Below are 25,940 nucleotides of genomic sequence, written 5' to 3' on the forward strand. Positions count from 1 at the left end.
TTGCAACACAGCTGGCTAATGCCTGGCATTCCGTCAATAAAATCCTCATTGTATCAACTTATTAACCAGACTTAACAAATGTATAAAAATTATACTATCAAATTTGGCGTGCCCAATAAGCACGTTCGTAAAGTACTGCTGATTATGCGATTGACGACCTTTTTACTGTTCATGATGTTCTTAAGGGTATCTGCCACGGGCTTTGCACAGCAGATATCGCTTAACGAGAAGAACGTGACTTTGAAATCAGTTATTTCTAAAATACAACAGCAGAGCAATTTCGACTTTGTTTACACCACCCAGCAGCTTAAAAATACCACCAGGATTACAGTGAATGTAAAATCGGCTGATATCAAGACGGTGTTGGATGTTATCCTGAAAGATCAGCCGCTGGCTTATACCATTGATGATAACACGATCGTATTAAAAGATAAAACCACCATAACCGCGGCTATAAATTTTATTGATGTGAGCGGTTCTGTTTCTAACGGACAGGGTACCGGTTTACCCGGAGCAACCATCAGGCTCAAGGGGACGCAAGTCCAGGTTGCTACAGATCAAGCCGGCGGATACAAATTATTAAGGGTGCCTGATGATGGTCATCTGATATTCTCTTATATAGGTTTCCAGGCAGATACCGTTGCTATAAAAGGGCGTACAACCATCAATATTATCTTAAAGGAAGCGCCTATGGAAATGAAAAGTGTGGCTATCTTTTCTACCGGCTTGCAGGATTTACCAAAGGAAAGGGCAACCGGTTCTTTCGAGGTAATTACCAAAGAACAACTGCAGCACAGTACAGATCCTAATTTGATAAGGCGACTGGAAGGTATCACTACCTCGCTCGATTTTCGTAACGATCTGCGTACAAATAACTCGGCCAATCCAAATGCCAGGCAATCGCCCTTGGCCAACTTAACCATCCGTGGTAAAAACACCCTCAACGAGTCGGCCAATGCCGACCTGAACGGCAATTACAGCGGCCAGGTACTGGTAGTTATTGATGGTATTGCCAGCCCCTACTCTATTGATAAGGTTAACCCCAATGATGTAGAAAGCGTAACCATTTTAAAGGATGCAGCTGCATCATCCATCTGGGGGTCGCGCGCGGCAAACGGTGTATTGGTTATCAAAACCAAACGCGGCGGTTATAACCGCAAGCCACGCATCACCTTTAACAGCAATATTAACGTTACCGAAAAGGTAGACCTGTTTTATAACAAAACCATGAGCGTGTCGGACTTTATTGACGCCCAGGCCGGTTATTTTGAACAGCAGAACAGGCCCCTGCCAGATCTGAGCATTAGCCACCTTTACGGGCAGGAAATTAAATCGCCGGTGGCAGAGATAGTGGATGCCTGGAAATTTAAAGGCACCTTAACAGATGCACAGGCAAAAAATCAGTTAGATGCCTTAAGGGGCAACGATGTACGCAGGGATTATGATAAATACTTTTTGCGTAATGCCGTAACTCAAAGTTACGCATTAGGATTAGACGGGGGCACCGAAACATTTAACTACCGTTTATCGGGCGGGCTGGACAGGGGGATCAACAACACCAAAAACTCTGATTACAACAGGCTGGCATTAGGTTACTCTATGGCTGTTAAACCCTTTAACGGGTTAGAGCTACAAGGAAACATCAGCTACAATGTACAGCGTAATAATGAACAGGCAGCAAACAATAGGATAACCGGCGTAACAGACGCCACCTTCTACCCATACTCGCGCTTGGCAGATGACAAGGGTAACTACCTTGAACTGGCCAAACTTTACCGGCAGGGCTTTGCCTCTGCAGTAAATAATGCTTATGGCGACAACTTTTTAAGCTACAGCTATGTACCGCTTAATGATATTAACGAGGGGTATAACAAACTAAAATCACAAAACTTAAACCTGAATTTTAATGCCAACTACAAAATATTAAAAGGTTTATCTGCTCAGGTTACTTATAACTACAACACCGGCCGCAATGATGATAATACGCTTTACAGGCAAAATTCATTTTACATGCGTAACCTTATCAATTATTTTACTACATCGCCGGAATCTGTAGACCCCAGAACGTTTGATCCGGTTGCCCCATATAACAGGCAATTACCATTGGGAGGCCAATATTCTACCATCTTAACCACCTCAAATAACCATACCTTAAGGGGCCAGCTGAACTTTGATCATACCTGGAAAGAGAAGCACCAGTTATCGGCCATTGCGGGTTTTGATATAGCACAGTCGTACAGCATTGCCAAAAGCGACGGTTATTATGGTTACGACGAAAATACCCTGTACACCAACAACAAACTGGATTATAAAACCATGATCCCGATTGCGTTTGCAGAAGATTTTAGCGGATACAATGGCGAGTATATCCCCAACCTTTCCACCGGGTTTATTGATAACAAGATCCGCACCCTAAGCTACTATACCAACGCAGCCTATACTTACGACAGGCGATACACTATATCTGCCAGTTTACGTAAGGATCTGTCGAGCGAGTTTGGCCGGGGTACCAATCAAAACGGTACACCTTATTACTCAATAGGTGGCGCCTGGAATATCAATAACGAAAGCTTTTACCACTGGGCTTTGGTACCATCGCTTACCCTCCGTACCACTTACGGATATAATGGTAACGTAAACCCATCAATCATTGCAAGGCCGTTAATTACTTACTCATTAGCCAATAATCAATACACCAACCTGCCTTACGCTTACACCAGTTTTGGCATAGGCATTGCCAACAGCCAGCTGCGCCCGGAAAGGACAGGCGTATTTAATATTGGTTTAGATTTCCTTATACAGGGGAACAGGTTATCAGGTAATATCCAATACTACAGCAAAAAAACTACAGATCTGCTGGCCGGTGGTGCGCTTGATCCAAGCACGGGGTACACCAACATTACCTACAATACCGGCAACCTGCAGGGCCATGGTTTAGAGGTTACTTTAAATTCTTTAAACCTGCAGCTGAGCAAATTTAAATGGAACAGTAACCTGCTGTTTGCCTATAACCGTGTTAAGGTAACTAAGCTATATGCAACAGCAACAAGCGAGGCCGGTTCTGCAGTGACCAATAGCGGTGGTACTTATAATGAGGGGTATGACCTCTCGCGCCTGTTTGGTTACGAATGGGCGGGGCTGGACCCGCAAACCGGTGATCCGCGCGGCTATTTAGATGGCAAAGCGGTAAGCATTTCTAACTCTGTAGAAGGCGATAATAATTACAGGGCCATCCAAAGGGCGCCATTGAATACCTTAAAGTATTTTGGTAGCGCAGTGCCGGTTTATTATGGTTCGTTCCGTAATACATTTTCTTACGATGCATTTTCGTTGTCGGCTAACTTGCTTTACAAATTTGGCTACTATGTGCGCAGGCCAACGGCGCAGGTGGTAAACTATGGTTCGCTGTACTCGGGTAATTCGTTACAGGCTGTAGAGTATAATAACAGGTGGCAAAAACCCGGCGATGAAGCTATTACCGATGTGCCATCGGCAGTCATGTCTACAGGTAATACCAACCGCGATAACTTTTACTACTACTCGTCGGTAAATGTTGTTAAAGGCGACCATATCAGGTTACAGGAGATCAACCTGTCGTATACGCTTAAGGTAAGCCCGGCCAGCCCCATTAAAAACCCAAGGTTTTATGCCAACGTAAGCAACCTGGGTATTATTTGGCGCGCAAATGACAAGGGTATAGACCCCGAGGTATTTGATTACCCGCTGCCGCGTACTTATAGTCTTGGTTTTACAGCTAACTTTTAATCGCACAGGTCATGAAAAATTATATAAAATATATCCTTGCATTTATGTGTACCCTAATGGTATCGGCCTGCCAAAAATATGTCGATATCAAAAAAAGCGGTTCACAATCTTTTATCGAAACAACCAAAGATGTACAACTGATCCTGGATAATTACGATCTATTCAATCTCGATTACCCATTAGATGGCGAGATTTCTGCCGATGATTATTACATGGATGACAACCGCTATAATTCGGATGTTATTCAAGCAGAAGATAAAGCCCTGTACACCTGGCAGCCAACGGCTATCCGTGCATCATCAACGCAGTGGGTAGCTGCTTATAATAAAATCTATCACTGCAATTTGATGTTGGAAGCTTTAGATAAGATCCAGGCATCAGATGCCCCAACTGTGATCAATAATTTACGCGGAAGCGCTTTATTCTTGCGTGCCTATGCGCTTTGGCCTTTGGCACAAGCCTATATTAAACCATACGGAACCGGCACCTTACAAGAGCCGGGCTTACCTATACACACCAAATCGGATATTAATGATGTGCCGGGCAGGGGCACCGTAAAAGCAACGTATGACGCTATTATTAAAGATCTGACTGATGCTGCGAGTTTGCTTAACACAACCTCAAGCATTGCCTCGCGTCCTAATAAGGCGGCAGCTTATGCCATGCTTGCCCGAGTTTATCTGTCTATGGAGGATTACCCCAATGCTTTGACCAGTGCCGATGCCGCTTTAAAAATCAAGAGCAGCCTTATCAATTTCAACACACTCAATTTAGACAGCTATAACCCGTTCCCAAGGTTTAACCAGGAGGTGATATTTCATTCGGTTATAGATTTCTACAACAGTGTTTTAGAAGTAGGTTATGGTGATGAAGATAAAGCGCTGATAGCCCCGGCCATTATTAATGCCTACGCCGATAATGATCTGCGTAAACAGGTTTATGTTAAAGAAAACCTGGACGTTCCGGAGCCATCAGGCACTTACCGCTTTGTGGGTAACTACGAGGGGGCGGTAGGTTCATCAGCATTATTCAATGGCCTTGCTGTGGATGAGCTGTACCTGATAAGGGCCGAATGCAATGCCCGCGCCAACCAAACTGCCGCTGCCATAAGCGACATGAATAAACTATTGGTTACCCGTTGGGCTGAGGGCACTTACCCCGGTTTTGCCGCAAGCACTTCAGAAGATGCCCTTACCAAAATTTTGCTGGAGCGCCGTAAAGAACTGCTGATGCGTGGCCTGAGATGGACCGATCTGCGGAGGCTGAATAAAGACAACCGCTTTGCAAAAACACTTACGCGCACCGTTAACGGTAACGTTTATACCTTACCAGCTAATGACCCGCGTTACACCCTGCTGATACCGCAGGAAGTGATAACCAATTCTAAACTGCCGCAAAATACCCGGTAAAAATTTATTTATCCTAACCACCTGCAAGCTTAAAGTTGCAGGTGGTTTTAAAGCTAAATTATGATCAAAAAAATCATGAGCAGCATAGTGCTATGCGTATATGCTGCGGTTGCACCCGCTCAAACCACCGCAATATCGTTAGATGCTGCGGTACGTACCGGGAAACTTAAAAACGGTTTTACCTATTATATCCGCCATAACCAAACCCCAAAAAACAGGGCGCAGTTTTACTTGGTGAACAAGGTAGGATCAATACTGGAGAACGACGACCAACTGGGCCTGGCGCATTTTGTAGAACACATGACGTTTAACGGGTCGCGCAACTTCCCTAAAAACACCATGATGAATTACCTGCAATCGGCAGGGGTGCGTTTTGGTGCCGATGTAAATGCTTACACCGGGTATGATGAAACCGTTTATCAGTTGCCCTTACCTACCGATAATGAAGAACTGATGAGCAAAGGGCTGCAAATTGTACATGATTGGGCGCAAAGCGCCACGCTTGATCCGGCTGAGTTAGATAAGGAACGTGGGGTGATACTGGAAGAGAAAAGGCTGGGAAAAGGTGCTACCGACCGCTTACAGCAACAATATTACCCATTATTGTTTAACCACTCCAGGTATGCAGCCCGCAACCCAATTGGTACAGATGCCATCCTTAAAAATTTTAAACCGGCTACCATAAAGCAGTTTTACCATGATTGGTACCGCCCAGATCTTCAGGCGCTTATTATCGTTGGTGATATTGATGCCGTGGCTGTGGAGCAAAAAGTAAAAGCCCTTTTTGCCGATCTTAAAAATCCGGTTACAGAGAGGAAGCGGATAGTTTATACCATTCCATTAACCGGCCAAAACCAATTTATTGCTTTAACGGATAAGGAAGTGAACAGCACCATTGCCGAGGTGGTTATTAAACACCAGGCTCCGGTTATTGCAGCAGCCGCAGATTACAAAGGCTTGCTTATCCGCCAATTGTTCAACAGCATGCTGGCGAGCCGTTTTGCAGAATTATCGCGAAGGCCAAATCCTGCGTATCTATCGGCAAATGCCGGTATTAAAGATTTTTTAGGAGGTCTTGATACTTACCGGGCTACAGTAGTTGCAAAACCCGGCGAGTTAAAAAAGGGCTTTATTGCCATGTGGTACGAAATCGAGCGCCTGAAAGCATTAGGCTTTAATGAAGACGAACTGGAACGCGCCAAACAAAACCTGAAAGAGCAATTTGGGAACGTTTACCGCGAACGGGATAAAAACCCATCAGAAAATTATGTGCAGGAATACCTGTCTCATTTTTTGAAGAGGGAAGCTGCACCGGGCATAGCGGGTGAGTATAAATTGATGAACACCTATCTGCCCCTTATCAAACTAAGCGATTTTGGGGGATTGATGAATGTTTATCTGAAAGATAATAACCGCGACATTATCATTACTGCACCCGCTGATGCCCAAAAAGATCTCCCGGCTAAAGAGGAGGTGGATAAATGGATAGCCGAAGCCAAAGGGATATCCATGCAACGGTTCACCACGCAAACATCAACTGCAAGTCTGCTTGGTGCCCAGCCTGTTCCTGGTAAGGTTATAAGCGAGGAAAAGGATAATAAAGAAGGCTTAACAACGCTCATACTATCTAACGGGGTTAAAGTAATTATTAAACCAACAGCTTTTAAAAACAACCAGATCATTTTTAGGGGATTTTCGCAGGGAGGTACTTCTTTGTATGATGACAGGGATTATCCGTCGGCAGCTAATGCGGCATCTATTATGGCCGCCGCCGGTGTAGGTAACTTAAATGCTAATGAACTAGACCGCTTTGTGGCTGATAAGGAACTGGAAGTGCGCCCATACATATCAGAACGTTTCCAGGGCGTTACGGGTGGTAGTTCTGTAAAAGATTTTGAGGTGGCCATGTCGTTGGTATATGCCTACTTAACCCAACCTCAAAAAGATTCATCACTTTACAAAACCATGATGGATAGATCAAGGGCGAGGTATTACAACCGCGCTAATGACCCGGGCAGTGTTTATAACGATACGGTATCTGCCGTATTGGGTAACAATAACATCCGCCGTACCGGGCCATCAATCAAAAAGCTGGATATGGTTAACCTGGACAGGGCCTACCAGATCTATAAGGAGCGTTTTGCCAACGCCGGTAGCATGACGTTTGTATTTACAGGCAGTATAGATATTGCAACTGTAAAACCCATATTGGCAAAATACCTGGGGTCGCTGCCGCGCACGCAAATAACAGATGAAGCCAAGGACCTTGATATCCCTATACCAGCAGGAGAGATTTTTAAAACGGTTTATAAAGGCAAAGAAGTTAAAGCATCGGTACTGTTGGTGTATTCGGGCAAGTATAATTATGATCAGCGTAACAATATCTTGTTTGATGCCCTGCGCGAAACCTTAAATATACGTCTGTTAGAAACCCTGCGTGAAGAAGAAAGCGGCGTATACAGCCCTCGTGTAGAACTAACAACAGCAAAATACCCCAGCCCAACATTTACACTAACCGTGCAGTTTGGTTGCGCCCCGGCTAATGTAGATAAGCTAATAGCCACAGTGAAGACGGAAGTTGCGGCGCTCGCAAACAATGGTCCCAGTCAGCAAAATATCAGTAAATGGCAAGCGGAATGGATAAGGCAACGTGAGCTGGATTTAAATGAAAATCCGTGGTGGTTGAATTATCTGGTAGATAAACTGCAAAGCGGAGATAAACCGGAAGAATACACCAACGACCAAGCATTTGTTAATGCAGCCAGCCCGGCTGAGTTAAAAGATATGGCCCGAAAATACCTGCAAAACGGCAACTTCATAAAATTGGTGCTCCTGCCTGAGCAGGAGTAAGTAACATAAGCTGTGGCTTAAAGATCGTTTTTCATTACGTAAATGAATCAGTTAGTAGATAAAAGCGCTGCCCGCAAGGGGCGGCGCTTTTTGTCTAGTATATAGAGCTTACGACCATAACGCCAGAATTCCTAGCAGAGCATGGCGTCCCTTTTAACCAGGCTTGTAAAGTTTTAGTGAAGATTTACCAGTCAAAGGACCGGCAATAGATGTTTAGGAGAAAAGAGGTAGATACGAATTAATGATAGGCATACTCAGGTTTGTTTCTCCGTGTAATGCCAACAGTCCGGCCATTCCGGGCGAATAAATCGGATTGGGAATTACAGGTTCATCGATATTCACAATCGTATATAGGGATTACCTCAAAGTTCTGGTTAAGAAGCTATGGTTAGCGTTGTTTGGGCAGTGGCCGGAAGCCTTTGCGGAGTGACGCCGGTTAGATTATCCGCAGCTAACACAGGCAGTTGCAGTACGCTTGACGGTAAAATACCGGTAAGGTTCCTTTACCCGGTACATACAATTTTTACTGGCGCCAATTATACGGTCGCGGTTGCCAGCAAGTGGCAGATGTACAGATCTCCATATTTTGGTTTGATGTGAATTAGGTAAAATGGATAAATGCCATGTATTGATAAAATACATGGCATTTATTTAGGTGGAGTGGCTGAGTGGTTAGGCGGAGGTCTGCAAAATCTCACGATGTTTCCAATCCGCCTCACACCTCTTATTTCGTTATGTCTTAATCCAGCATTATCTTTTCGTGTTGGTAGGGGATCTCAATATTTTTAAATCCTTTGTCCACAAGTTTTTCTGCAAAGTGTTGTTGTACTTCGTATTCGCCGTGTACAAGAAATACTTTTTTTACCATCTTAGGGTCCTGGCAGGATAGGAAATGCAGCAGATCTTCATAATCGCCGTGTGCGCTCATGCTTTTGATAGATTGTACCTCCGCATTTACCTGGTATTGTTCACCAAAAATATGAACCTCTTTTTCGCCGCGGGCAAGCCTGCCGCCTAACGAGTTTGGCTCGGCATAGCCTACCATTAAAATTGTATTTTTTTGATTGCTGATGTTGTTTTTGATGTGATGCTTTACGCGCCCGGCCTCGGCCATGCCCGATGATGATATAATAACACATGGCCTTACATCATCATTCAGGGCGATAGATTCTTCGGTTGATTGGATAAACTTTAACCCTTTAAAGCCAAACGGATCGGCATCTATCTTCATCACTTCTTTTACACCGTTATTATATACCTCAGGGTGGTCCTTTAAAACCTGCGTGGCTTTTTCAGATAGCGGGCTGTCAACATAGTAGGGTACATCGGGCAACTTACCCTTCAACTCCAGTGCGTTAAGTGCATACAATAGTTCCTGCGTGCGGCCAACGCTAAATGCGGGAATAATTACCTTGCCTTTTTTTATCTCGCAGGTTTGTTTAATAATTTCCAGTAAGGCATCTTCTATCGGTCCAATATCTTTATGCAGGCTATCGCCATAGGTCGATTCCAGTAAAATATAATCGGCCTGCGGGAAGGTTTGTGGGTTCTTTAAAAGCAGATCACCATAACGGCCAACATCGCCGCTAAAGGTGAGATAGGTTTTTTTGCCATTCTCGGTAACGGCTATATGTACTGCCGCGCTTCCTAACACGTGGCCGGCATCAGTAAATTTAAATTTCAGGTTTTCGTTGATGTGATACTCTTCGTGATAATCTACAATTTTAAACAGGCGCATTGCTGCTATAGCATCGTCTTCGGTATAAAGTGCATCAAGCAGGGGCTGCCCATTACGGGCACGGTGCTTGTTGCTGTATTCAACGTCCTGCATTTGTATCTTGGCCGAGTCCATCAATAGGATGCGTGCCAAATCCATTGTGGCAGCGGTGCAAAATATCTGGCCTTCAAAACCTTCGGAAACGAGGCGGGGAATCAATCCGCAATGATCTATATGCGCATGCGACAGGATCAGGTAGTCGATTTTTTTTGGATTAAAGCCAAAATGCTCGTTCATTTCTTCGGTTTGTTCGCCAAGGCCCTGGAACATGCCGCAATCTAATAACACACTTGTACCATCCTCTAAACGCAATAAGTGCTTGCTGCCGGTTACATTACGGGCAGCACCGTGAAAAGTAATATCCATTTATAAATTGATTGTGTTATACAACCAAATAGACAAATAAAAGTTTATAAAAAATAAACTAAACACTTAGTTGTTATTTTGGTTTATATGCATACCTTAGTACTAACGTAACAATAATCATCTTAATTAAATGGAAATAAAAGATTTAACCCGTGCCGAAGAACAAATTATGCAGGTATTATGGCAGCTGGAAAAAGGCTTTGTAAAAGATGTTTTAGATGTTTTGCCCGAGCCGAAGCCCGCTTACAATACCGTATCGACCATTATAAGGATACTGGAAACCAAGGGCTTTGTTGACCATAACGCGTTTGGCAAAAGCCATGAGTACTATCCGGTAGTAAGCAAAGAGGATTATAAAAACTTTGCTGCCGATAAACTGCTTACCGGCTATTTTGATAATTCGGTAAACCGCATACTTTCCTTTTTTGTGAATAAGGAAAAAATTAATCTGAAAGAGGCTGATGAGATCATGAAACTAATTGAGAAACTTAAAGATAAATAGTTATGAACTGGTGGCATTATTTATTGCTGGTAAATATTTACCTCACCTTGTTTTTTGGATTTTATTCTTTGTTATTGCGTCGGGAAACGTTTTTTCAGCTTAACCGGGTTTATCTGCTCGGCACGGCTATCCTGTCATTTTTTATACCGCTTATAGAAAGCGAGTGGGTTAAAGGCCTGTTTATAACGCAGCAGGTACAATACACCATATATGGCGCTAATGCGGTATCTATTACAGATATAGCGCCCATAACAAATAACCCGATAACCATAGGGCAGGTGCTAATAGTAGTGTATGCTGCCGGGGTAATATTTTTAGCAGTAAAACTGATGCTACAACTAGTGTTGTTAAGGCGTATCATTAAAGATCCATCGCCAAAAGTATCTTACTCGTTTTTTAATAAGGTTAAGGTAAGTGATGGAATTGATGGCAGGGAGGTGATAGAAAACCATGAGATGGTGCATGCCCGGCAGTTCCACTCGGCAGATGTGCTGATCATTGAGGCGGTAATGATCATTAACTGGTTTAACCCAATAGTTTACCTGTACCGCTTTGCAATAAAACATGTACACGAATACATTGCTGACAGGCACACCTTAAACGCAGGCACTAATAAGGCAGATTATGCCATGTTGCTTTTAAGCCAAACGTTTGACACTCCGACACATCGTTTGGTTAATCCGTTTTTTAATCACAGCCTTTTAAAGCAACGTATTGTGATGCTGCAAAAAAACAGGTCGCAACGTATAAAGCTGATCAAATATGGCTTATCTGCACCACTATTTATATTGATGCTGGTTTTATCATCAGCAACAATTGGGAATAGTAAAGCAGTAAATGCTATTCATGATAAAGCCGAACTGATTTTAGAAAGACCGGCTAATACCATTGCCGATACCACCTATCGTACTACGGTAATTACGTATGACCCTAAAACAGATAAACCACCCGTTACAGATACAGTGCCAACTAAAGATAATGCAGTTTTTACACAGGTAGAACAGGTGCCAACGTTTCCGGGTGGCGAAAAGGGCTTCGAAAAGTTTTTAGCTACAACTATTAAATACCCGGCACAAGCGGTAAAAAATAAAGTACAGGGCCGCTCAGTTATAACATTTATTGTAGAGGAAGATGGTTCTTTATCAGATTTTAAAGTAATCCGTTCTTTGGGTAGTGGTACAGATGAAGAGGCCATCAGGGCTTTAAAAGCATCACCCAAGTGGAAACCCGGCAAGCAGAACGGGCATATTGTTAGGGTACAATATAGTGTGCCGGTAAGTTTTGTGTTTGATAAAAATAACAAATCGACAGCTATATTATCAAAAGAGCAGCCAAGTGATCAACTGGTATTTAGCGCTGTAGAGAAGGTGCCCACTTTCCCCGGCGGGGAAGCAGGTTTTAATAAGTTTTTATCAGCAAGTGTAAAGTACCCTAAAGCAGCACGGGAAGCAAACGTACAGGGAAGAGTAATAGCCAGCTTTATAGTGGAAAAGGACGGTTCATTATCAGATATTAAAGTTGTACGCGGAATAGGCTACGGTGCCGATGAAGAAACAATACGGGTGCTTAAAAATTCGCCAAACTGGAAACCCGGTACACAAAATGGTAAGCCGGTAAGGGTTGCATATTCGGTGCCTGTTAATTTTGCCCTTTCTGCCGAAGATGATAAAAGTCCTAAAACAGGTTATATACCTTTAAATAAACCGGTAAATAATCAGATGGACACCAGTCATGTAACGCCGTTAATAAAAATAAGGAATGGGTATGGTACAAGCCCGCTTTATGTGCTTAATGGGAAAGTTATAAAACAGGAAGAAATGGCACTTTTAAACGTTAAGTATATTCAAAGTATCTCGGTGCTTAAAGACAAGGCATCAACAGCGCTTTATGGTAAACAAGGAGAGAATGGCGTAGTTTTAATAAAAACTACGGAACCCAAATGGCATGCTTTTAATAAAAATTAAAGGCGTATAATAATCAGTTTTTATAGTTTAAAACAAGGCCAGCCGGTAAACGACGGGCCTTTATATTATATAGCAGTTGGCCTGCGTATAATTCCGAATAAGAGAGCTATTACAGCAATTACTAATAATATATGTATCAGGCTGCCAACAGCTGTAAAGAAAAACGCAATTGCCCAACCTATAACAAGTATAAAAGCAATAACATAAAGTAATGAGTTCATGGTTTGATGTACTTAATGGTTTTTTAGGGTTATTAGTATAAAGTTAAATGCCTGTAAAATGTTTTGACCTAAAAGAAAATTATTGGCAGACAGGTTTAACCACACAGAACACAAAGAAAAAATTACAAATAACGCAGAGATGAAAAGCAATTCTTTGTGACCTCTGTGAAAAACGCTGAGCACTCTGTGGTTAAAAAGCCAACAAAAAAGCCTCCCTGTCATTTAACAGAAGGGCTTAATATTTTAAGACCGAATTACAACCTTAGCCATTTTTTGCGTACAGCCAATTGTTGTGGTGTAGCGTTTGGCATTTCGGTAATTTTGTAATTAACGTTATCGTTACGTTTTAGGGTAACCGGTATTTTGAACGACTGCCCGTCGCGGCTAACGGTAACCACAATTTTATCGCCCACTTTTTTGCCTTTTATAACAGCATTAAGGTCGGTAACTGGGGTATCGTCTATATTGGTTATCTGGTCGTTTACGTTAAGGCCGTCAACCCAGCCGGCGCCGCCACGCAGTACAGTGGTTATAATATTGCGCTGGTTAAAAAATACACCCAGGGTAGGGTCGTTGCTTGCTGCGAGGCCGTCTGTTAGTTTATAACCGGCGTAGCCTAAATATTTATCGTACTTAATAGCCGCTAAACCGTTGATGTATTTAGCGTAAAAATCATCCAGGTTTTTACCTGCAAATTTTTCAAAACCTGCTTTAAACTCGGCATCAGTATAACCACGTTTTTTTGTTTTGTAATAAGTATTGTACATATACTTCATTACATCGTTAAGGCTGTATTTGCCGTTGCTATTGTTGATGATCTCCAGATCTAACAACATACCTATAACTGCACCTTTATCGTAGTAAGATATGCCGGTGTTGTACGAGTTCTCGTTAGGGCGGTAGCTTTTTATCCAGGCGTCAAAGCTCGATTCTGACAATGGCTGCACCTTTGTGCCGGGTTGGTTTTCAACTGTGTTAATATCGCTGGCCATATCGCCTAAATAACCTTCAGGGGTCGAGAGGCCTGCATAGCGTAATATCATATTCTGATAGTAAGCCGTAAAGCCTTCTGCTATCCAAAGGTTGGTGGTGTAGTTCTCGTTATCATAATCAAACGGGCCTAAAGCAATTGGGCGCAGGCGTTTTACATTCCACAGGTGGAAATGCTCGTGCGCAACCAGGCCTAAAAAGCCATGGTATCCACGCTCAGTACCGTATTGGTCGCGCGAAGCGCCTAATACGGTAGAGCTAAGGTGTTCTAAACCACCGCCATTGCGTTGTTTGTTATGTACTATAAAGGTGTAGTGCTTATTGGGGTTTTCTCCATAAACAGCCGCTTCTTCGCGGATAATTTTGGCCATATCAACTTTAAGGCGTTCTTTGTCATAATTGCCGCCGCCATACATAGCCACTTCGTAGTGTGTGCCGTCTACGTCAAAGTCAAAAACGTCCTGCGTGCCAATTTCAAGCGGCGAATCATACAGAATGTCATAGTTTGGCGCGGTGCGGGTAAATACATCGCCGTTAACCATTTCAAGGCTGGTTGAAACTTTGTTCCAGTCTTTATATGGTTTTATAGTAATGGTAGAAGGTTGTGCAAGCATCCCTTTAGGGAATAAAAAGATGCCGGTGCTTGAAAGGAAGGCGTGCGATACATCAATAAAACTGGTACGTACTGATAATTCAAAAGCGTAAACTTTATATTTAATGGTTACCGAAGTTAAACCGGCAGTATTGATTTTCCAGGTGTTTTTATTGATCTTAAGGGCTGTTATATCCCTGCCTTTTGTGTTGGCACTAAGCGATTCGATGTTTTTTGCAAACTCTCTTACCAGGTATGAGCCGGGCGCCCAAACCGGCATTTTTACTTCAAGCGAAGGTTGCGCCAAACCTGTAATGTTCATTTCAACATCTGCGTAGTGAGCCTGTGCCTCCGGGAAGCTAACCGTGTACGATATTTTAGCAAGCCCAGCCGCGCTGCCGGTGGTAGTATTCATAAAAAAGAGCATTAAATAAACCAGTGCAGGTAGTTTCAAATTTTTCATGCGGCAAGTTATAAAATTTATGTTTTTAATTAAACCGCGCAAAAGCAGCAAGGTTGTAAAATGGTTGATACATGCAACCATTTTGAATACTAAGCCGTTAATATTGCAAATGGTAATATAAATAGGTGAGTACAAATATAATATTGCGGGTAAACATACAGCTATATTATATTTACGTACATATTTAATAATTATAAATGAATACTAAGACCGGTACTAACAGCAATAAGCACATATGAAAACAAAATATATTATTTACACCTTACTTGCATTGCTTGTTGCATTTTTAATTTATAATAAGTTTTTTAGTAAAAGGGCCAAACAAACCAGCGCCGCAACCGCGGGCAAGGGCAAAAGGAAGAATGGACCTGTATCTGTTAATATTATGGTGGTTAAAGATACCGCGGTACGTAACCAGATAGATATTACCGGTACAATTGATGCCAACGAAAGGGTAAACCTGATAAGCCAGACAGCCGGAAATATTACCGGTATTTATTTTAATGAGGGTACTAAAGTACAAAAGGGCCAGTTGCTGGTTAAGGTTTACAACCAGGACCTGCAAGCCTCGCTACAGCAATATGAAGCGCAGATGATACTTGCCCGTGATATTAATAACCGTAACAAAATATTGTTAGAGAAAGAGGCCGTTAGTAAAGAGGAATACGAAACATCGCTTTCATCATTAAACTCCTTAAAGGCACAGGCCGATGTGGTACGGGCACAAATTAGCCGTACCGAGATCCGCGCACCATTTTCGGGTGTTATTGGGTTAAGGAATGTTAGTCCAGGTGGCTATCTGTCGCCGGCGACTCCTATTGCTACACTGGTAAACATAGACCCGGCAAAGGTTACTTTTTCGGTGCCTGAGCGTTACCTGCCCATTATTGGCAAGGGTAGTAAAGTAACTTTTACGGTAGAGAGCTCAAGGGATAATTTTAACGCTACGGTTTATGCTATTGAGCCTGCGCTTGATGCCAACTCGCGCACTATTACGGTTCGTGCCAAGGCACCAAACCCCAAAAGTATCCTTACAGCGGGCGCTTTTGCCAAGATCAACCTAACGCTCGATCAGATCCCCAAAACCATTATGGTGCCTACCGAGTGCGTGATCCCCGATCTGAAAAGCAGCAAGGTTTATATTTACAAGAACGGTATAGCAGTTGCAAAAGATGTAAAAACAGATCTGCGTACTGATACCAAAATTCAAATTATTGACGGGTTAAAAGCCGGCGACAGCGTAGTAGTATCTGGGTTGATACAAATACGCCCTAAATCGCCATTGAAGATCCTTAAAGTTATTAAGTAACCAGTATGAGTTTATCTTCGGTAAGTATAAAAAGGCCCGTATTGGCAACAGTAATGTCTGTTGTAATAGTTGTATTTGGGGTTATTGGTTACAAATTTCTCGGCGTTCGCGATTTTCCTTCGGTCGATCCGCCTATTATTTCGGTATCTACCAGTTACTCAGGTGCCAACTCGGATGTTATCGAGTCGCAAATAACGGAGCCTTTAGAGAAAGCTATAAACGGTGTTCCCGGTATACGTAACATATCGTCAACAAGTTCGGTGGGATCAAGTAACATCACGGTTGAGTTTGACCTGGACGCCGATCTGGAAACCGCCGCAAATGATGTGCGCGATAAAGTATCGCAAGCCCAGCGCCAGTTACCACAGGATATTAACGCGCCGCCGGTTGTAACCAAAGCTGATGCCAGCGCCGATCAGATCATCACCCTTACGGTAAGCAGTAACACTCGTAACATTACCCAGGTAGATGATTACGCGGAGAACGTATTACTGGAAGGTTTGCAAACCATCCCCGGGGTAAGTACCATCAACGTACAGGGCCAACGCCAGTACGCCATGCGCTTATGGATAGACCCTAACAAGCTATCATCATTAGGCCTTACCGCTACCGATATAGGTGCCGCCCTTGCCCGCGAGAATGTAGAGCTGCCTGCAGGTAAAATTGAGGGGAACAATACCGAGATCACCATACGCGCCCTGGGTAAGCTAACCACCGAGAAAGATTTTAATAACCTGATTATCCGCGCGGATAGTAACCGCGTTATCAGGTTAAATGATATTGGCTATGCCGTGTTGGGTTCTGCTAACGAAGAAACATCGTTAAAAGAATCTGGTGTGCCCATGGTTGGTTTGGCGATTGTGCCGCAACCGGGTGCAAACTATGTGCAGATTGCCGAAGATTTTTACAAACGCTTAGATCAGATAAAAAAAGATCTTCCGCCTGATATTACCGTAAAGGTGGCTTTGGACAATACCCGGTTCATCAATAACTCTATTACCGAGGTAAAAGAAACCTTGCTGATATCGTTTATACTGGTAGTAATTATCATTTACCTGTTTTTTAGGGATTGGCTCATTGCTTTCCGCCCATTGATAGATATCCCGGTATCATTGATCGGTGCATTCTTTATCATGTATGTGTTTGGGTTTTCAATCAATATCCTTACCCTGCTTGGTATAGTACTGGCCACGGGCCTGGTGGTTGATGATGGTATTGTGGTGACCGAGAACATCTACAAAAAGGTAGAAGCCGGTATGGCTATCCGCAAGGCTGCCTTTGAAGGCTCTGCCGAGATTTTCTTCGCGGTAGTATCTACATCGGTAACGTTGGCGGCAGTATTTTTACCCATTGTGTTTTTGCAGGGCTTTACGGGCAGGCTGTTCCGCGAGTTTGCGGTCGTCGTCGCAGGAGCGGTATTGATCTCGGCCTTCGTATCGCTTTCGTTAACACCGATGCTTAACGTAAAGTTGATCCGCAAGAACCAGAAGAAATCAAAATTTTACGAAAAAACCGAACCTTTCTTTGAGGCCATGACCAACGGGTACACCGAAACCCTGGTTAATTTCATGAAAAAGAAATGGGTATCGTTTGTAATATTAGGTGGCTCATTATTATTAACAGGCGTATTATTTAAAATAACGCCATCAGAGTTGGCCCCGTTGGATGACCGCAGCCTGCTGCGTTATTCAGTAACCGGTTCTGAGGGTGCCACTTACGAATATATGACCCGTTACATGGATAAGGTAGCCAACCTGGTAGCCGATTCTATCCCCGAGGCTAATGTAAACCTCGAGATCGTATCCCCATCATTTGGAGGGGGAGGTTCTGCCAACTCAGGCTTTGGCCGGGTGGGCTTGGTAGCGCCAGACCAGCGCGTGCGCACCCAGCAGGAACTGGCCGACTGGCTCAATAAAAAATTAACAAAAATGCCCGATGCCCGAGCAATTGTGGTGCAGGAGCAAACTATAAGCGGTGGCGGTAGCGGTGCCCGTACATCACTGCCGGTGCAGTATGTTATACAAAATCAGGATTTTGAAAAGATCCGTAAGGTGCTGCCCGAGTTTTTTGCAGAAGTATCAAAAAGCCCGGTGTTCCAGGGTACTGACGTTAACCTTAAATTTACCAAACCCGAGCTTAGGGTAATTACGGATCGTGACCGTGCCCGCGATCTGGGCGTTTCTGTTGATGATATTGCGCAAACCCTGCAATTGTATTATAGCGCAGGCAGGTTAGATTATTTCCTGATAAATGGCAAACAATACCAGGTAATTGCGCAGGTTGACCGTGCCAACCGCGACCAGCCGCTGGATCTGAAATCTGTTTACGTACGCAGTACCCGGGGCGGCCTGGTGCAACTGGACAATGTGGTTACGGTTACCGAAAGTGCCAGCCCACCATCTATATATCACTTTAACAGGTATAAATCGGCAACGGTACAGGCAGGTTTAGCACCCGGCCAAACAGTAGGCGATGGTATAGCCGAAATGGAGCGTATAAAGGCTAAACTATTAGATGATACATTCAGTACAGCTTTAAGCGGCCCGTCAAGGGATTACGCCGAAGGTTCATCAAACATATTATTTGCGTTTGGCTTTGCCTTATTGCTGATATACCTGGTGCTAGCCGCGCAGTTCGAAAGTTTTATGGATCCGTTCATTGTAATGTTAACTGTGCCATTGGCTATATCGGGCGCGTTCCTGTCGCTTTGGCTGTTCGATCAAACTTTCAACATCTTTAGTCAGATCGGTATCATCACACTTGTAGGGCTGGTAACCAAAAACGGTATTTTGATTGTAGAGTTTGCCAACCAGCGCATGGAGCATGGCTTAAATAAATACGAGGCTGTGGTTGAAGCTGCAACATCGCGTTTGCGCCCCATCCTGATGACCAGTTTGGCAGTTGTGCTGGGTTCTGTACCTATTGCCCTTGCCTTAGGTGCAGGTGCAAAAAGCCGTGTATCATTAGGTATTGTAATTATTGGCGGTATGTTGTTCTCATTGGTGTTAACCTTATACGTTATCCCAACCATGTACATGGTGTTTGCCTCAAAAACACGCCGCGATCCCGATCATGAACCTGAAGAGGAAACAGAGTTAAAAACACCATTATTAATTGAAAAACAGTAAGCAACATATATGACTTTAAAAAAAATAATTTGCTTGTTTTTTTGTGTTGCTATCTGCATCGTTGCAAAGTCCCAGGATGCACCTTTGCTAACGCTGAAAGACGCCGTTCAAATAGCATTAAAGAATAATTATAATATACAGCTATCACAAAACAACTCAACTATAGCTGCCAATAATGTAACATTAGGCAACGCAGGTTTTTTGCCTGTGGTAACCGGCGATGCCACTCTAAACGCCAGTAATCAAAAAATAAAACAAACCCGTAATGATGGAACCGTTAATAACCTTACCGCCAACAACAGCAATAACAACTATGGTGTAAACCTTAACTGGACAATTTTTGACGGCTTTAACATGTTTGCCAATTATGACATGTTGAAACAACAGGATAAACTGGGAGCCATCCGTTTGCAGGATACCATACAAAGTACCGTGGCCAGCGTTATCAATACGTATTATAACCTGATAAGCCAGAACGAGCAGATCAAAGCCTTACGTGGCGCTATCGAGATCTCGCGTACACAGTTGCGTTATTCTAATGATAAGTTTACTGTTGGCCGGGTATCAAAACTTGATGTGTACAACGCTCAGGTTAATTTGAATACTGATACCTCAAACCTGGTGATCCAACTGCAACAGTTCAGAACTACCAAAATACAGTTGAACCAATTACTGGTGCGCGACCTGCAAACCGATTTTTCTGTTGGCGATACCATTGTGGTGAACAACGCCCTGGTATTGGGCGATATTATTACCAAAGCACAGGCTCAAAACCCGGCAATACTGGCAGCGCAAATAAATAAGCGGCTTGCCGAAATTAACCTGAGGCAGGTAAAATCTACCCGTTACCCGGTTATTGGGGTAAACTCGGGCTATACATTTAGCAATAGCAAAACACCTGCGGGTTTCACCTTAAGCCAGAATGCGCACGGCCTTGCCTATGGTTTAACTGCATCTATCAATATATTCGACGGCCTTAACCAATGGCGCCGTGAACGTAACGCAAAACTACAGATAGCTAATGCCGATATCAGCGCCAAGCAAACCCGTTTGGATGTTGAAGCGCAGATAAGCAATTTTTATGTAGCCTACCTCTCCGGCCTCGATCTGATCAAAATAGGGCAGTCGAGCGTTGAACTGGCTAAGAAAAACCTGGAAATCTCACTCGAAAAATATAAGATAGGCAACATTACCCAGTTAGAGATCCGCGAGGCGCAGCGCAATTATTTGGATGCTCAATCAAAATTTTTTTCGGCCCAATACCAGTCAAAAATGGCCGAAGTTACACTACAACAGATAACTAACACCATAAATATTCAATAAACTATATTTAATTGTAGTAAAAGGATTATTTTTGAACGATGCCTGTTCACTTTAATACATGCCTGCTGATAGATGACAATTATATTGACAACTTCGTTACGCGTAAAATTTTAGAGAGCGGCAACTTTGCAGATAACATAATTGTAATACAATCGCCACATGAGGCTATAGCTGCTTTGCGCGATGGGAGTGTTAAGCCCGATGTTATTTTCCTGGATATCCGCATGCCACAGATGAGCGGCTTTGAGTTTTTGCAGGAATATGAAACACTTGAGCTGGACAATAAAGAACTTACAAAAATATTTATGCTTTCGTCATCGTTGGACCCTACCGACATGAACAATTCAAAAAGCAATAAATATGTTGCCCAGTTTGTGCATAAGCCACTAACCCATCAGGTGCTTGAGGAACTTTGTACATGATATTAGTAGCCGACAGCGGATCATCAAAAACAGACTGGCTGCTATCAGCGCCGGGGCAGGAAAACAAGGCATTTAAATCGGCCGGATTAAACCCATACTTTTTAACAGAAAAAGAAATTGTAAAGATATTACAGGAACAGGTTCCTGATATGATAGCTTTAGGTGACGAGATCACCGAAATTTACTTTTTTGGTGCGGGCTGTTCCAGTCCTGACAGGCACGAGATCGTATCAAACGCCATCAGCACGGTTATCCCTGCCGCCTATATAAGTGTCGACAGCGATTTGCTGGCATCGGCATACGCTACATGTGGGCACGAGAAAGGCATTTGTTGCGTATTGGGAACAGGTTCAAACATCTCTTTTTTTGATGGGGAGGATATCCATGACGGGCAGCATGGCCTTGGTTATGCCCTTGGCGATGAAGGCTCGGGTACGTGGTTTGGTAAGGCGCTGGTAACCGATTACCTGTACGGCGTTATGCCCGATGATATCAATGCAAAATTTAAAAAGAATTACAACCTCACCAAAGAGGACGTTATAAAAAACGTATACCAAAAAGCACGGGCAAACTCATACCTGGCGTCGTTCTCCAAGTTCCTGTCGGAAATTAGAGACACCGATTACACACAAAAATTATTGCAACGGGGTTTCCAGGAGTTTGTTGATAGCAATGTAAAAGCATCATACCCGCAGTACGATAAATTTAAATGTCATTTTGTAGGCTCTATTGCCTACGTTTTTGCTGATGAACTTAAAGCCGTGTGTGACCAGAACGGGGTACACGTAGGCAAGATCATCCGCCAGCCAATAAATGATCTGTTGGAGTTTATTTTAAAGAGGGGGTAGGCTTTAATAGTAGTTGTTAACTTTCCAGTTCATCTTTATCAATTGGAACAGCGATTAGTTAATGATTAAACCCCCTTTTTATCCCGATAAAAAATATCCCCAGCACCGCTAAAATACTGGCAGCTTTTGGCAGGTAATCGCCATGCTCCACATAAAAGGTAATATCCGAGTTTAGGTTAATGTCCTGTTTCAATGCCGTACGCACCCACCATTTGCTTTGCTGCACTACATCGCCACGTTGGTTGATAAAGGCCGAAATACCCGTATTGGCCGACCGGCACACCCAGCGGCGGGTTTCAATAGCGCGTAGTTTGGCGTAATCAAGGTGCTGGTCTTTACCCGATGTGTTTTCCCACCAGCCATCGTTGGTAATAATGGCGATGAACTGTGCGCCCTGCTTTACATATTTAGATACCCACTCGCCCCAGATAGATTCGAAACAAATAACGGGTGCCGCACCTATCCCGCTTTGCGAATAAAATACAGTAGGCTCAGGTTGTATGCCGTACGCACCTGTTGCGCCGCCCAAATGTTCAAAAGCGGGTTTCAGGAATGATAAGGCATTGCCAAATGGCATAGATTCCGCACCGGGCACCAGCCTCGATTTATGGTAGAATTGAACCTTGGATGAGTTCTCGATATTAATGGCCGCACTGAACCTGTCGTAAAACATACCGGGCTGATCCGGGAGTTGATTGGCGGTTTTGGTAGCGCGTTTTGTGTAAAACTTGTGCGTTTCGCCGCCGGTAAGCACGTTGGCATTTTTATATTTATTTAAAAAGCCCCGCACCTGTAAATAATAATTATCGGTGTAGATGCGATCTTCATCCATATCCTGCGCGATAGCGGTTTCCGGCCAGATGAAATATTCGGTATTTTTTTGGCCGATAGAATCTGAGATATGCGTAAGTACTGCTATCTGTTCATGCACAGGTATAGTACCTTCTTTTTCATATGGGTCGATGTTTGGTTGCGCCACCACAATGTTTGATGGGTTAACTTGTTCCTTATAACTGTAATATTTATAAAACGATAAACCTAAAGGGAGTATCAATACCAATGCAAAACCGGTAATGAGTTTTAAACGGGTTGGTTTGGCTTGTCCCTCGCGTAAACCAACATAAAGCAAAAACAACAGGATGTTAATAGCCCAAACCCAGATGGTGCCGCCGTAAACCCCGGTGTATTCATACCATTGGATCCATTTATGCGATACCGCGAAACCGTTGCCCAACGTCATCCACGGGAAGTTAAGATCCCAGCTTTGATGCAGGTATTCGTAGCCTATCCAAAAGCAAACCAGGGCAACTAACGATAGCGTGCGCCCGGCAATAAGCCTAACCCGATAATATAGCCAGCAAGCGGTGGCCATCAGCAATGGCCCAAGCGCATAAGGGATAAGTGTGAGAGGGGCTGCGACAACCGGGCCAATTATTTTAAGCGCGTTATATACCCAGTAAACACAAAGCGTATTCCAGATGAAGAACCCGATGAATGTAGTATTGAAGATCTTTTTCCCCTTGCGGGTAACGGTGGATTGGATAATGTTCTCTATAGCCATCAGCATTGGTACAAAGCCCACGAACAGAAAAAATGTGGTGTAAGGCGTAGGCGGCCAGGCTATCCAAAGTAGCAATCCGGAGAATATAGAGAGTAGTAGGTTTCTTTTCATTTATATATAATAAACTATCCGTCATTGAGAGCGTAGCGTGGCAATCTTCGACATGCTTGTCGCTGACCTTCCTATCGAAGATTGCTTCGTTCCTCGCAATGGCGCGTGGTACGAAGTGAGGCTAATCCTCCTCTTCTTCATCCGCATACTTTTTTTTCTTTTTATCACCTTCGGCAGGTGCTGCCCCTGCAACGCACATTACAAATTCGCCTTTTAACGGGTGGGTTTCAAAATATGTTTTTACTTCAGTAACCGTTCCCCTTACCGTTTCTTCAAACATTTTGGTGAGCTCGCGCGATACGGAAATCTGCCTGTCGGCCCCAAAAAAGGTGGCCATTTCATCCAATGTTTTCAATAAACGGTGCGGCGACTCGTAAAGTATAATGGTGCGCTCTTCTGTCGCCAGGAATTTATAACGGGTTTGGCGGCCTTTTTTCAAGGGCAAAAATCCTTCAAAGCAAAACTTATCGGTTGGGAAGCCCGAGTTGACCAGCGCGGGTACAAAAGCCGTTGCACCAGGCAGGCATTCTACCGGGATATTGAATTTCAGGGCCTCGCGTACTAGGAAAAACCCGGGATCGGATATGGCGGGGGTGCCTGCATCAGATATCAGCGCGATGTTTTGCCCCATCAGCAGGAACTTAATGATCTCGTTGCTGGCTTGACGCTCGTTGTGCTGATGGTGTGCAAATACCTTGTTCTGGATCTCGAAATGCTTCAGCATGGGTGCCGATGTACGCGTATCCTCCGCCAATATGAGGTCGGCTTCTTTTAAAACACGGATAGCCCTAAAGGTCATATCCTCCAGGTTACCAATAGGTGTGGGTACTAAGTATAGTTTGCCGGTGGGTGGGTTCATGCTTCGTTGGGCGATAGCCTATAGATCATAGATGCTAACAGAAAATCTATCGACTATGGACTATGGACTATCGACTTATTTATATCTTTGCTTTTTAAAATAAAATCAATGCTGCAAGTTAATTATATCCGCGATAACAGGGAACAGGTTTTAGAACGTTTGGCTGTAAAAAATTTTAAACAGCCCGAATTGGTAGATGAAGTGATTGGCCTCGACGAGAAACGCCGCCAAACACAGAACCAACTGGATACTGTATCGTCGCAAGCTAACGCGGCTGCCAAACAAATTGGCGAGTTGATGCGCACCGGTAAAAAGGACGAGGCCGAAGCCATAAAAGCCAATACCGGCAAATGGAAAGAAGAAGGCAAACAGCTTGGCGAACAATTGGCTGCGCTAGAAGCCGAACTGCAGGATAAATTGGTGTTACTACCCAACCTGCCGCATGTATCAGTACCTAAAGGGTTATCCCCTGAAGAGAACGAAGTAGTGCTGGAAAATGGTAACAAACCCGAACTGCCCGCCAATGCTTTGCCGCACTGGGAACTGGCCGCTAAATATAATTTGATTGATTTTGAGCTGGGTGTTAAAATAACCGGCGCAGGTTTCCCGGTGTATAAAAACAAAGGTGCCAAATTGCAACGCGCGCTCATCAACTTTTTTATTGATGAGGCCGAAAAAGCAGGTTACAGCGAAGTGAGCGTACCATTGATGGTAAACGCTGCATCGGGATTTGGTACCGGGCAACTACCCGATAAAGAAGGCCAAATGTACCATGTAGGTATTGATGACCTATACCTGATCCCTACTGCGGAAGTACCTGTTACCAACCTTTACCGTGATGTTATTTTAAAGGGCGAAGAATTGCCGGTTAAAAATTGCGGACATACGCCATGTTTCCGCCGCGAGGCTGGCTCATATGGTGCGCATGTACGCGGCCTGAACCGCCTGCACCAGTTTGATAAGGTAGAGATAGTACAGATAGTACATCCCGATAATTCATACGATGTGCTGGAAGATATGAGCGCCCACGTACAGGGCTTGCTGCAAAAGCTTGGCTTGCCATACCGTGTATTGCGCCTTTGCGGCGGCGATATGGGCTTTACCAGCGCCTTAACCTATGATATGGAAACATGGAGTGCGGCGCAGCAACGCTGGCTGGAGGTATCATCCGTATCAAATTTTGAAACATTTCAGAGCAACCGCTTGAAACTGCGTTTCCGTAATGCTGAAGGTAAAACGCAGTTGGCACATACCTTAAATGGTAGTGCATTGGCCCTGCCCCGTATTGTAGCTACTTTATTAGAGAACAACCAAACGGAGAAAGGCATAAAAATACCTGAGGCGCTTGTGCCTTATACCAGGTTTGAGTGGATAGATTAAGTACGTTCTAAAAACGTCCCGAAACGCCCTTAAAACGCCCTGGTAGGTGCAATAGTGTTCACGTTCACTGCCGTGAACGCCTGTGTACGCGCGTATTTGC

General features: G+C 43.8%; 16 protein-coding genes. 11 read left to right on the forward strand and 5 right to left on the reverse strand.

Features of this window, described 5'->3' with window-relative positions; all coding sequences use genetic code 11:
- The first annotated feature begins 78 nt into the window (after nt 1–78).
- The 3 genes from IDJ75_RS17350 to IDJ75_RS17360 are packed head-to-tail and all read left to right on the forward strand — an operon-like array spanning nt 79 to nt 8,024.
- A complete protein-coding gene (locus tag IDJ75_RS17350) occupies nt 79–3,765 on the forward strand; it encodes a SusC/RagA family TonB-linked outer membrane protein (protein ID WP_191176915.1) in 3,687 nt (1,228 codons plus the stop codon).
- An 11-nt stretch (nt 3,766–3,776) separates the two neighbouring features.
- On the forward strand, nt 3,777–5,174 hold the full coding sequence (locus IDJ75_RS17355) for a RagB/SusD family nutrient uptake outer membrane protein (RefSeq protein ID WP_191176916.1): 1,398 nt from the start codon (nt 3,777–3,779) through the stop codon (nt 5,172–5,174).
- A gap of 60 nt (nt 5,175–5,234) precedes the next feature.
- Entirely contained in the window at nt 5,235–8,024 is a 2,790-nt protein-coding gene (locus IDJ75_RS17360; protein ID WP_191176917.1) for a M16 family metallopeptidase, read from the forward strand.
- 739 nt (nt 8,025–8,763) lie between these two features.
- Here the strand turns inward: IDJ75_RS17360 and IDJ75_RS17365 are convergent.
- Nucleotides 8,764–10,167, reverse strand: coding sequence for an MBL fold metallo-hydrolase RNA specificity domain-containing protein (locus IDJ75_RS17365; RefSeq protein ID WP_191176918.1), 1,404 nt, complete (start codon nt 10,165–10,167; stop codon nt 8,764–8,766).
- 130 nt (nt 10,168–10,297) lie between these two features.
- Here IDJ75_RS17365 and IDJ75_RS17370 point away from each other — a divergent pair, with 130 nt between their 5' ends.
- Entirely contained in the window at nt 10,298–10,669 is a 372-nt protein-coding gene (locus IDJ75_RS17370) for a BlaI/MecI/CopY family transcriptional regulator (RefSeq protein WP_067062508.1), read from the forward strand.
- 2 nt (nt 10,670–10,671) lie between these two features.
- On the forward strand, nt 10,672–12,633 hold the full coding sequence (locus IDJ75_RS17375) for a M56 family metallopeptidase (RefSeq protein ID WP_191176919.1): 1,962 nt from the start codon (nt 10,672–10,674) through the stop codon (nt 12,631–12,633).
- A gap of 65 nt (nt 12,634–12,698) precedes the next feature.
- Here IDJ75_RS17375 and IDJ75_RS17380 read toward each other — a convergent pair whose 3' ends face one another.
- Nucleotides 12,699–12,854, reverse strand: coding sequence for a lmo0937 family membrane protein (locus tag IDJ75_RS17380; RefSeq protein ID WP_191176920.1), 156 nt, complete (start codon nt 12,852–12,854; stop codon nt 12,699–12,701).
- A gap of 254 nt (nt 12,855–13,108) precedes the next feature.
- Nucleotides 13,109–14,899 (reverse strand): M61 family metallopeptidase, encoded by a 1,791-nt coding sequence (locus IDJ75_RS17385; RefSeq protein WP_224746656.1) that lies wholly within the window; start codon nt 14,897–14,899, stop codon nt 13,109–13,111.
- Nucleotides 14,900–15,134: 235 nt separating this feature from the next.
- Between IDJ75_RS17385 and IDJ75_RS17390 the strand changes: the two genes are divergently transcribed.
- From IDJ75_RS17390 to IDJ75_RS17410, 5 genes are read left to right on the forward strand one after another with little or no spacing between them, the layout of a single operon-like run.
- On the forward strand, nt 15,135–16,208 hold the full coding sequence (locus IDJ75_RS17390) for an efflux RND transporter periplasmic adaptor subunit (RefSeq protein ID WP_191176921.1): 1,074 nt from the start codon (nt 15,135–15,137) through the stop codon (nt 16,206–16,208).
- A gap of 5 nt (nt 16,209–16,213) precedes the next feature.
- Nucleotides 16,214–19,336 (forward strand): efflux RND transporter permease subunit, encoded by a 3,123-nt coding sequence (locus IDJ75_RS17395; RefSeq protein ID WP_191176922.1) that lies wholly within the window; start codon nt 16,214–16,216, stop codon nt 19,334–19,336.
- Between the two features lie 9 nt (nt 19,337–19,345).
- Complete coding sequence (locus IDJ75_RS17400; RefSeq protein ID WP_191176923.1) at nt 19,346–20,659, forward strand: TolC family protein; 1,314 nt, start codon at nt 19,346–19,348, stop codon at nt 20,657–20,659.
- 38 nt (nt 20,660–20,697) lie between these two features.
- A complete protein-coding gene (locus IDJ75_RS17405) occupies nt 20,698–21,081 on the forward strand; it encodes a response regulator (RefSeq protein WP_224746657.1) in 384 nt (127 codons plus the stop codon).
- The gene (locus IDJ75_RS17410) at nt 21,078–21,929 is read left to right on the forward strand and encodes an N-acetylglucosamine kinase (protein ID WP_191176924.1); all 852 of its coding nucleotides are present in this window, start codon (nt 21,078–21,080) and stop codon (nt 21,927–21,929) included. The genes IDJ75_RS17405 and IDJ75_RS17410 overlap by 4 nt, the downstream gene beginning before the upstream one ends.
- 58 nt (nt 21,930–21,987) lie before the next feature.
- On the opposite strand, the gene lnt is transcribed toward IDJ75_RS17410, so the two are convergent.
- Both lnt and rsmI read right to left on the reverse strand, forming a co-directional pair.
- Entirely contained in the window at nt 21,988–23,601 is a 1,614-nt protein-coding gene (lnt, locus tag IDJ75_RS17415) for an apolipoprotein N-acyltransferase (protein ID WP_191176925.1), read from the reverse strand.
- Nucleotides 23,602–23,722: 121 nt separating this feature from the next.
- The gene (gene rsmI, locus IDJ75_RS17420; protein ID WP_191176926.1) at nt 23,723–24,460 is read right to left on the reverse strand and encodes a 16S rRNA (cytidine(1402)-2'-O)-methyltransferase; all 738 of its coding nucleotides are present in this window, start codon (nt 24,458–24,460) and stop codon (nt 23,723–23,725) included.
- Nucleotides 24,461–24,568: 108 nt separating this feature from the next.
- Here rsmI and serS point away from each other — a divergent pair, with 108 nt between their 5' ends.
- Nucleotides 24,569–25,840: a serine--tRNA ligase gene (gene serS, locus IDJ75_RS17425; protein WP_191176927.1), complete on the forward strand. Its 1,272-nt coding sequence runs from the start codon at nt 24,569–24,571 to the stop codon at nt 25,838–25,840.
- The last annotated feature ends 100 nt before the right edge of the window (nt 25,841–25,940 follow it).

Source organism: Mucilaginibacter rigui (genome assembly GCF_014773275.1).
Lineage (GTDB): Bacteria > Bacteroidota > Bacteroidia > Sphingobacteriales > Sphingobacteriaceae > Mucilaginibacter > Mucilaginibacter rigui_A.